At 36.2% G+C, this 9,594-nt stretch carries 10 protein-coding genes and 1 pseudogene; 2 read left to right on the plus strand and 9 right to left on the minus strand.

Annotated elements, in window-relative coordinates; all coding sequences use genetic code 11:
* Positions 1 to 176: 176 nt before the first annotated feature.
* From ADH90_RS06170 to ADH90_RS06205, 8 genes are all read right to left on the minus strand, one after another.
* On the minus strand, positions 177 to 1,358 hold the full coding sequence (locus ADH90_RS06170; RefSeq protein ID WP_049530415.1) for a hypothetical protein: 1,182 nt from the start codon (positions 1,356 to 1,358) through the stop codon (positions 177 to 179).
* Between the two features lie 58 nt (positions 1,359 to 1,416).
* Positions 1,417 to 2,235 carry an aminoglycoside 6-adenylyltransferase gene (locus ADH90_RS06175; RefSeq protein ID WP_049530416.1) on the minus strand — a complete coding sequence of 273 codons (819 nt, stop codon included), beginning with the start codon at positions 2,233 to 2,235 and terminating at the stop codon, positions 1,417 to 1,419.
* 115 nt (positions 2,236 to 2,350) lie between these two features.
* A complete protein-coding gene (locus ADH90_RS06180; protein WP_049530417.1) occupies positions 2,351 to 3,034 on the minus strand; it encodes a hypothetical protein in 684 nt (227 codons plus the stop codon).
* A gap of 81 nt (positions 3,035 to 3,115) precedes the next feature.
* Positions 3,116 to 4,042, minus strand: a complete 927-nt coding sequence (locus ADH90_RS10585) for a hypothetical protein (RefSeq protein ID WP_053092375.1) — start codon at positions 4,040 to 4,042, stop codon at positions 3,116 to 3,118.
* Position 4,043: 1 nt separating this feature from the next.
* Positions 4,044 to 5,993 (minus strand): DNA topoisomerase IV subunit B, encoded by a 1,950-nt coding sequence (gene parE / locus ADH90_RS06190; RefSeq protein ID WP_049530418.1) that lies wholly within the window; start codon positions 5,991 to 5,993, stop codon positions 4,044 to 4,046.
* Positions 5,994 to 6,138: 145 nt separating this feature from the next.
* The gene (locus tag ADH90_RS06195; RefSeq protein ID WP_049530419.1) at positions 6,139 to 6,981 is read right to left on the minus strand and encodes an amino acid ABC transporter substrate-binding protein; all 843 of its coding nucleotides are present in this window, start codon (positions 6,979 to 6,981) and stop codon (positions 6,139 to 6,141) included.
* Between the two features lie 9 nt (positions 6,982 to 6,990).
* A complete protein-coding gene (locus ADH90_RS06200; protein WP_049530420.1) occupies positions 6,991 to 7,620 on the minus strand; it encodes an amino acid ABC transporter ATP-binding protein in 630 nt (209 codons plus the stop codon).
* 10 nt (positions 7,621 to 7,630) lie between these two features.
* A complete protein-coding gene (locus tag ADH90_RS06205) occupies positions 7,631 to 8,272 on the minus strand; it encodes an amino acid ABC transporter permease (RefSeq protein WP_049530421.1) in 642 nt (213 codons plus the stop codon).
* A gap of 215 nt (positions 8,273 to 8,487) precedes the next feature.
* Between ADH90_RS06205 and plsY the strand changes: the two genes are divergently transcribed.
* Positions 8,488 to 9,129: a glycerol-3-phosphate 1-O-acyltransferase PlsY gene (gene plsY / locus ADH90_RS06210; protein WP_049530423.1), complete on the plus strand. Its 642-nt coding sequence runs from the start codon at positions 8,488 to 8,490 to the stop codon at positions 9,127 to 9,129.
* On the opposite strand, the pseudogene ADH90_RS11590 reads toward plsY, so the two are convergent.
* Positions 9,111 to 9,292, minus strand: a pseudogene (locus ADH90_RS11590) (hypothetical protein). The gene plsY and the pseudogene ADH90_RS11590 overlap by 19 nt on opposite strands.
* Here ADH90_RS11590 and ADH90_RS06215 point away from each other — a divergent pair.
* On the plus strand, positions 9,259 to 9,594 hold a 336-nt coding region (locus ADH90_RS06215; RefSeq protein ID WP_239681988.1), incomplete at its 3' end, for a transposase. The pseudogene ADH90_RS11590 and the gene ADH90_RS06215 overlap by 34 nt on opposite strands.

The following is a 9,594-nucleotide window of genomic DNA, read 5'->3' on the forward strand; positions in this document are numbered from 1 at the left end:
CCCGTGTTCAGTTACCTCTAGTAACCAAACTATCCTTTCTGTAGTTTAAAATACGTTTTATACAGTAAAGTTTTTTTACGGAAATCAGTCCCGTATTCAGGTTTCACATACAAGGTGAAGAATAATCTCATGTAAATAAACATGTTTGTATAATAGAAAATAGATTTAAAAATCGACTATTCATATTCCTTTTTCAATGCAGTCTTAACTTCCTCTTTTAACGAATTTAAAAAATAATTTTTAATTTTAATTACTTCATCTACAACAGAATCGTCTAAAAATAAAACTCTACCCGTCTGTGGTTCATGAAGTTTTTTTAATAAATCTTTTTTATTTGGCCAAATTAAAACTCTTCCTTTTGGAACGAATTGGTTATGTCCAGTGAACGGCAAAATAAAACTTTGGCCTTTTTTAAATGATTTATTAATCACTGTTAAAGTAGCGAATCCCATGACATCATCACCTAACACAACAACAATGAATGGCCTAATATCATATTCACTTCCTTTATTAGAATAATAACAGTACTCTCTGGAAATATTATATTTATACTTATCACCTTCAATTTCTGTTGATTTAAATTTTAGAACCCTTAAATTTTCAGGTTGCAAACCATGACTAGAGGTATTTAACTCAATCTTATTATCATCCTCTGAATAAATCAAATAGACCGTTGGATCATCTCCAAAATCACCTTCAAATTCAAAAGACTGAAACAAATAATAATTATATTTATAGTCATTTCTTGAAGTAATAGTCATTTTATAAATCACAGGGTGAGTAAATACCAAATTGTTTATTTTTGATTTTTGAATATATGCTAGTTGAGTATCATATTTAATATTATTTTTAAAACCAAATTCTTGCAATTGTTTTAAGAGTTCCTCTATTGAGGATACTATTTCAGAATTCGACTCTTTGTTTAATGTATTAAAAACATTTGTTATAACAGCAATATCTAACTGAGAAAATTGAGACATTTCTCTAACTATGTCAATCAATTTTGTATCCAGTTCATCCATCAAACTAATTGAAAAACTTTTATTGAAAATCTGAGGATACTGATCCTCCAAAGCGTTTTTAAAATCATCATAAGTCGCAAACTTACTTTTCAAGTGATATTCAATCATCAAAATTTCTTCAACGATATGGTTTGTTTCCCAAAATCTTAAAACATCTTCAAAATACGGATTATCTTTATGACGGTCTATCATATAATCTCGATAATCTTCGATAAATTTTTTTAAACTCTTTTTATCAGCCTTCTCTTGCAAACCTAGTGAATCATAAAATTGATTCCAAGAAAAATCCGCTATTTTACCAAACAAATATGAAGTAATTCCTAAATCTAAAAACATTATAATCCTCCGAATTGTTACTAAAAGGCTTCATCCTTATCAATGGAATTCTAATCTACTACTTTAAGCATCTTCTTTCCTCAGCATACTGAATCATCTTCTCAGCCACTTCCATATCATAATCAAAGCCCATCTTTTGGGCAAGGGACTGAGCCTCTTGATGGAAAAGTTCCATGGTAGCAAATAAAGACTGAGTAAGTTTTTCTATATTTGAAAAATTCAGTAGATTCGAGAATTCCTTCTCTTTCTCAGCAGGTAAATAGTTAAAGAGATACTTGTAGTTCTTACCGATGTCGATTCTTCCCCTATCACTGGCTACCTGCCAAGTTAAGACCTTCAAGAGTTCTTGTTGACAAATCCCATAGAGATGATCAGTGGCATAGAGAACTTGCTTGCGACAGATTCCCTTGACCACGTAGGCTGACACCCACCAAAATTCGTTGCAGGCATTTTCAAAATCTATCGCGCTAGCTGGGCTTGTCCAGAAACGCTCTGGACTCGGGGAATAAGGTTCAAACAATTCCTTCCTATCTTCTAAAACTGTGAATTCTGCCTCACTATCCACCCACTCTTGAATGTGGTCTTTGGGGCAAAGAGTCAAATCAATCCGATTGCCATCTTCAAAGAGCATAAGATAGAGATAACGATGACCGATAGTAACTTCTTGTTTTATGATGCGATTGCCAAATCGATCCAACCAAGAAAGGTCACTCGTCAGATTATCCAAATCCTCTACAACATAGATAACATCGTAATCTTGAAACTCATCTTTTGGAGCTTTTGTATCCGTTCGTGAACCAGATAGAGCGACAGCCTCAACTTGTAAAGTTTTAGCTGTTTGTGAAATCACATCAAGCATTTCTGTTTCTGTTCTCATGTGTTTCTCCCTCTTTTTCTATAAGGTAACATATTTATTATGTCGAACAGTTTCTTAAGATTTAAAAAGTTAGAAAAACTATACAAGCTCTATAAAACTAAATTTCTAAATATTTTCAATTATATACAAAAAAAAGTAATTCTTCTCTAGCTATCTTTATTCTTAAAAAATCATCAATTATAAAATTAGTACATTGAACATCGTCAAAGTTTGTCGAAAAATATTTTGATAAAGAGTTTACTGCTCTTAATAGTTTGTTAAAATAAGCTAGAGCCAACGGCGGAACTTCTTCAGTATTCAGATGATTAATTTCTGATTCAATTAAATCCTCAATTGCTGCGAATATTTCACCTATTTCATCTTCAATATTAGAAGATAAATTCTTTTTAGAATTAAAATCATTAATAGAATTCAAAAGTTTGTTATATTCCCATTCAAAATCATCTAGTGCTCTATAGAATATTGGGAAATCACTTTGTAATTTTAATAGATTTGACTTCCTTGATTGTCGAGCCATTTCTTTAAGTTCTCTTAAACTCTCTTCAACCTTTTTTTGAGTTTCAGATAGTTGCTTTTGTTGAGTTGTCAGTTCTACTATATTTTTCGCGATTGAAGATTGAATAATTTCTAGCTTTCGTTGTCGTTCATCAATTTCTTTAGTATCTTTTTTTGAAATCCAAGTTGCGTAAATTATAGGTATTAGAATTGAAAAACCACCTATACCTATTTGAATCCAATTGGAAATCCAATCAGTTGAATCAATGGCTTTAATCAATTCCTCAAACATTTCAACATTCATATTATAATCCTTGTGAATACTATGATTAAATTTAAAATATGGTTCATCGATAACCGAGTTGTTTAACTGTAGAAATTGACTTTATATATTTCTTGCTCTAATTGCTTTATAAAGTCGATAATTATCATAAGTTTTCAAATCTTTTAGTGATTTCAACTCATTTTTAACAATAATAACTAAAAATTTCTCCGTACTCAGCAACTTCTTTTTATATTTCTCACCACCATAATAATAACATTCTACTAGCCTATTGTAATCAATACCATCTTCATTTTTAAGAAGCTGCTCTTGGAAAATTTGTTGTGCTATTTCTTTGTTTTTAGAACTCTTAACTTCAAAATTTATTTGCAGTAAAGTTACCGTCAAAGTAAATAGAATTATCCCCCAGCTAACAACAAGCTCTAGCATACCTTCAGGTTTAATAATTTCTGGACTAAAAATCAATGTTAGAATTGAAGTTATTGCAAGTAAAGGAACAATAAGAGTATTTAGTGATTCAATCAAATAATTTGGGAAATGTTTAAATAGTCTCCAAAACTGAAGACCTGTAAATACCATACTAAATATAAACACAACCATATTCAGTCTAGCATTAAAATACATCCAGTTTCCATTTTTCAGATATGGAAATAACCATAATGAGCTAAAAAACATCCAAAATTCAAATGGGATTACAATAAAAATAAATTTCTTAATTTTAGCTAGAAAAAATTTATTAAGAAATTCAAAAACGAAGTAAAAAAAGACAAGTATAACTATTAATACAAATATGAAGAAAATATTTTTTGTAATCTCATTTTCAAACCATTCAAAAATATGACTAAGTAATATAAAAACAACTAAGCAAACAAAAATTCCAAAAACTGATGTTATTGAACTATCATAAATCAACTTTTCTCTATTTTTAAAATCTTTATCAAATGATAAAACTCTCAAATCTTGATAATTTTTTATATTATTTATTAATGTCTCTTTCTCTCTTTGTGACAAAGCACTCATGCTTTTCATCTCAAATCACCATCTCCCCACTTTCTTCCAGCGTAAACTTGACATTGTCTTCGATCCACTTACGACGTGGTTCAACCTTGTCACCCATGAGGACATTAACGCGACGTTCTGCGCGTGCTAGGTCTTCAATCGTAACACGGATGAGAGTTCGAGTTTCTGGATTCATGGTTGTTTCCCAGAGTTGGTCCGCATTCATCTCACCAAGCCCCTTGTAGCGTTGGAGTGTGGCTCCTTTGCCAAACTGCTTACGGAGTTCTTCCAGTTCTCCGTCTGTCCAAGCATAAGCCACTTCTTCTTTCTTTCCTTTACCTTTGGACATCTTGTAAAGAGGAGGAAGGGCGATATAGACATGTCCTGCCTCGACTAAAGGACGCATGTAGCGATAAAAGAAGGTTAAGAGAAGGGTTTGAATGTGGGCACCATCGGTGTCCGCATCGGTCATGATAATGATCTTGTCATAGTTGGCATCTTCAAGGGAGAAATCTGCCCCAACACCAGCACCTATGGTATAAATCATGGTGTTGATTTCTTCGTTTTTGAGGATATCTGCCATCTTGGCCTTGGCTGTATTGATCACCTTACCACGAAGAGGCAAAATAGCCTGGAACTTGCGATCACGACCTTGCTTAGCAGAACCGCCGGCAGAGTCACCCTCGACCAGATAGAGTTCGTTCTTAGCTGGATTTTTAGACTGGGCTGGCGTTAATTTACCAGAAAGCAAGCCCTTATCTTTTTTGTTTTTCTTGCCATTTCGGCTCTCATCACGCGCCTTACGCGCTGCTTCACGAGCGTCACGAGCCTTGATAGCCTTGCGAATAAGATTTGAAGCTAATTCTCCATTTTCCATGAGGAAGAAGGTCAACTTATCAGATACTATGCCATCCACAACAGGACGAGCCAGAGGGCTTCCAAGTTTGTCCTTGGTCTGTCCCTCAAATTGGAGGTGTTCTTCCGGAACTAGGATAGAAAGAACAGCTGCTAGTCCCTCACGATAATCTGAACCTTCTAGGTTTTTATCTTTTTCCTTGAGAAGTCCCGTCTTACGCGCATAGTCGTTCATGACCTTTGTAATGGCAGACTTGAGTCCCGTCTCATGCGTCCCACCGTCCTTGGTACGAACGTTATTAACAAAGGACAAGATGTTATCTGAAAATCCATCATTATACTGGAGGGCTACTTCTACTTGGAATCCATTGTCTTCGCCTTCAAAGTATAGGACAGGCGTCAAGGTTTCCTTGTCTTCATTGAGGTAAGAAACAAAATCCTGCACACCATTCTCATAATGGAACTCAATTGCTTCATCTGTTCGCTTGTCCGTTAATGACAAGGTTACATTCTTCAAGAGAAAAGCTGACTCATTGAGACGCTCTGAAATAGTATTGTACTTAAAGTCTGTCGTAGAAAAGATACTGGCATCTGGCATGAAGATCACTTTGGTACCTGTCTTAGACTTGGGTGCTGTCCCCACCTTTTCAAGAGTGGTGACTGGCTTGCCTCCATTTTCAAAACGTTGTCTATAAACTGCTCCATCACGAGTAATTTCTACCTCTAACCAACTAGAGAGGGCATTGACGACAGAAGATCCAACCCCGTGGAGACCTCCTGATGTCTTATAACCACCCTGACCAAATTTTCCTCCTGCGTGAAGAATGGTAAAGATAACCTCAACCGTTGGAATTCCCATAGCGTGCATTCCAGTCGGCATTCCACGTCCGTGGTCTTGAACCGTTAAACTTCCATCTTTATTGATTGTCACATCGATCCGGTCACCAAATCCAGACAAGGCCTCATCGACAGCATTATCGACGATTTCCCAGACAAGGTGGTGGAGACCAGCACCGTCAGTCGATCCGATATACATCCCTGGACGTTTACGGACCGCATCCAACCCTTCTAGCACTTGAATGGCATCATCATTATAATTGTTAATATTGATTTCCTTTTTTGACACAAGGAACCTCCTATTTGTTCATCTTTTCTATTTTACAGGTTTTCGAAGGATTTTGCAAAATTTTCTAGTTAAAAAGCCTATTCACAAGTCCTTTTTAGCAAAAAATCGTCCATCTTCACCAAAAAAAGAAACCAAGATATACATCTTAGTTTTCTTTTCCTTTAATTTGGCTTGTAGCCACGTCTTCACCAAACCATTTCTGGCTGATTTCTTGGAATTTTCCTTCTTGATAAAGTTCCTTAAAAGCTTTATTTAAATTTTCTAGCAAGGTCTTATCAGCCGGTCTAACTCCAACTGCAAAGGATTCACTCTCAAAACCAGCTGGGAAAATCTCATACTGGTCTAAGATTCCTTCAGTTTCAAGATAATAATTGGCATAAACACGGTCAATTAAAAGAGCATCAATCCGGTCATTTTGCAGGTCAATCAAGGCTTCATTAAAACTCTGATATTGGTTGGCTTTTTGATCTTTTACAATGTTTTTCAAGAGTTCTGGCTGAGCTTCGAAATCTATATAACCAGAGGAACCTGCTTGGGCTCCCAAAATCTTACCTGCCATATCAGACACAGATTGGATATTTTGCGATTTTTTAGAGACTAGAACTTGTTGATTTTCCATGTAGGGAATTGTAAAAGCTACCTTCTCACGGCGTTCATCTGTTGCGGAATATCCATTCCAGATAGCATCAATAGTACCGTTTTGAAGTTCTGTTTCCTTCATATCCCAATCAATGGGTTGAAACTGTACCTTGAACCCCAGTTTCTCAGAAACAGCCTGGGCTAAGTCAATATCAAATCCGACATATTGGCCATTCTTTTCTTCAAACCCCATAGGAACAAAGGTATTGTCAAATCCAATAGTAATGCTTCCTTGTTGTTGGTATTTGTCCCAATTATCGACTTTGGGATCACTAGCTTTTTGCGTACATCCTACTAGGAAAAAAGCTAGAAAGAATACCAAAACAAGACTGATTTTCTTTAGATTCATAGACACCTCCTACTTAGGCTCTACTTTGAGAATCTGATCAGCAATATTCTCTGCAAACTGGAGATCGTGAGTCACGACAATTTGAGTCATGCCTAATTCTCGATTTTGTAGAATCAGTTTTTCAACCTCGAGACGCAACTCAGGGTCAAGGGCCGAAGTTGGTTCGTCATACCCAATCACTTCAGGATCTATCATCATAGCACGTGCTAAGGCAACCCGTTGCTTTTGACCACCAGATAATGAGTATGGATAAGCATCTGCATGAGCTTCTAGACCCAGACGAGTTAACAAGTCGACTGCCTTCTTCCTGGCATCTGCTTCAGACATCCCCATAGTCTTAATAGGTGACAAAATCAAGTTCTCCATAACGGATAAGTGAGGAAAAAGTTGAAAGTCTTGAAAAACAAAACCTAATAAGTGGCGCTTTTCAAGTTCATCCAAAGGTAGGGATTCTCCATTATAAAAAATCTCTCCTGAATCAATGGTTTCTAGTCCAGCTAACATTCTAAGCAAGGTAGTCTTCCCACCACCAGAAGGGCCAACAATGGCCAAAATTTGCTTTTCAGGAATTGTTAAACTGAAATTGGATAAAATTTCTTTTTTTCCAAATTTTTTGCTGATATTTCTTAACTCTAACATGGTTAACCTCCTATCTATAGTAGCTGAACTTCTTCTCAAGTCTCTTAGCTAGGATTGTAACGATACCAATCATAAGCAGATAAATAGCTCCTGCTAGAAACATTGGAATCAAGCTAGCATCACGATTGGCTGCAGTACGACTGGCTAGGATTAAATCTGAAATACCGAGTGCATAGACCAGAGAAGTATCCTTAACCAAACTCATAACCTCGTTAAATACACTTGGTAAGACAATCTTGGTCACCTGTGGCAAGATGATATAGCGAACGGTATCGATAGGCTTAAATTTCAAAACCTTAGCTGCTTCGTATTGCCCCTGAGGAATCGTTGCAATCCCTCCACGGAAAATTTCAGCAAAATAGGCTGCATAATTAAGCGTGAAGGCAATAATCGCAGCTGGCACCCGATCAAGTCGAATTCCGATACTTGGTAGGACATAATAAATAAAAATTAGTTGCAAAAGCAAGGGTGTTCCACGCATCACCCAGATATAAACATCAATTATGTAATGGAGGGGTTTCCAATGGACCTGTAAGCAAAAGGCAATCAAAATACCTAAAGGGATTGAAAAGAGCAAGACCAGTGCAAAAACTTGTAAAGTCATTGTAGCACCGCTCAATAAACTTGGTAATATCTCGAATAAGTAAGACATATTCCACCTCCTAAAAATAATTGTTCCTATTATAGCATAAATAAACACAAAATCAAGGATTTTCAGAAATTTCCATGAATTTTTAAAACTTTAGCCTTAATTTCCGAACAATAGTGTTCATGAGAAAATTCTTATACTTACATAAAGTATCAGATGTCACAATTTGAGAAAAGATTCCTTTCCGTTTCTCTCCTATTTCATGGTATAATAGAAGCATGATGACAATAGTATTATTAATTTTAGCTTATTTATTGGGTTCTATCCCTTCAGGACTGTGGATTGGGCAAAGCTTCTTTAAGATCAATCTAAGAGAACATGGTTCAGGTAATACTGGAACGACCAATACCTTTCGTATTTTAGGTAAGAAAGCGGGTATGGCAACCTTCGTGATAGACTTTTTTAAGGGAACCTTGGCAACTCTGCTTCCACTTATCTTTCAAGTTCAAGGTGTCTCCCCTCTAGTCTTTGGCCTTTTAGCTGTGATTGGGCATACCTTCCCAGTATTTGCAGGATTTAAAGGAGGAAAGGCTGTCGCAACTAGTGCTGGAGTCATTTTCGGATTTGCTCCTCTATTTTGCCTCTATCTAGCAGTTGTCTTCTTTGGAACTCTATATCTAGGAAGCATGATTTCTCTCTCTAGTGTTACTGCTGCTCTCGCTGCTGTACTTGGGGTGATTCTCTTTCCGCTTATCGGTTTCCTACTGCCAAGTTACGATTTATTATTCGTAGCGATTATCCTAGCTCTCGCAGGTTTAATTATTATCCGCCACAAGGATAATATCAATCGCATTCAAAACAAAACTGAGAACCTAGTTCCTTGGGGACTAAATCTCACCCATCAAAAACCAAAAAAATAAAGAGTCTGGGACAATAGTCGCCTAGCACCAAAAAAAGCAACGGCAAATCCGTTGCTTTTTGCATGGTTGCGATAGTCTTGGTAAAATAGAATTGCTTAATAAACCATTTAGAAAGGCTATCTCATGCATATTCACTATAACACAAATCAAACAACTTTACCACTAGAAATCTGTTCTTTCTTGCCACAAGACCATCTCGTTTTTACGATTGAAAAAGTGGTGAATTCATTGGATGATAGTCACTTCCACGCCTTCTATCATGCCTTTGGTCGCCCGTCTTATCACCCTAAAATGCTTGTATCTACTCTTCTATTCGCCTATTCACAAGGGATTTTCTCTGGTCGAAAAATTGAAAAAATGATGATTGAAAATCTAGCTATGCAGTATCTAACAGGACAGTTAGTTGTCAGCTATCGCACCATCAATCGTTTTCGTGTCGCTGAAGGGATGGAAGAACTCATTCGT

The organism is Streptococcus pseudopneumoniae (genome assembly GCF_001073085.1).
Taxonomy (GTDB): domain Bacteria; phylum Bacillota; class Bacilli; order Lactobacillales; family Streptococcaceae; genus Streptococcus; species Streptococcus pseudopneumoniae_M.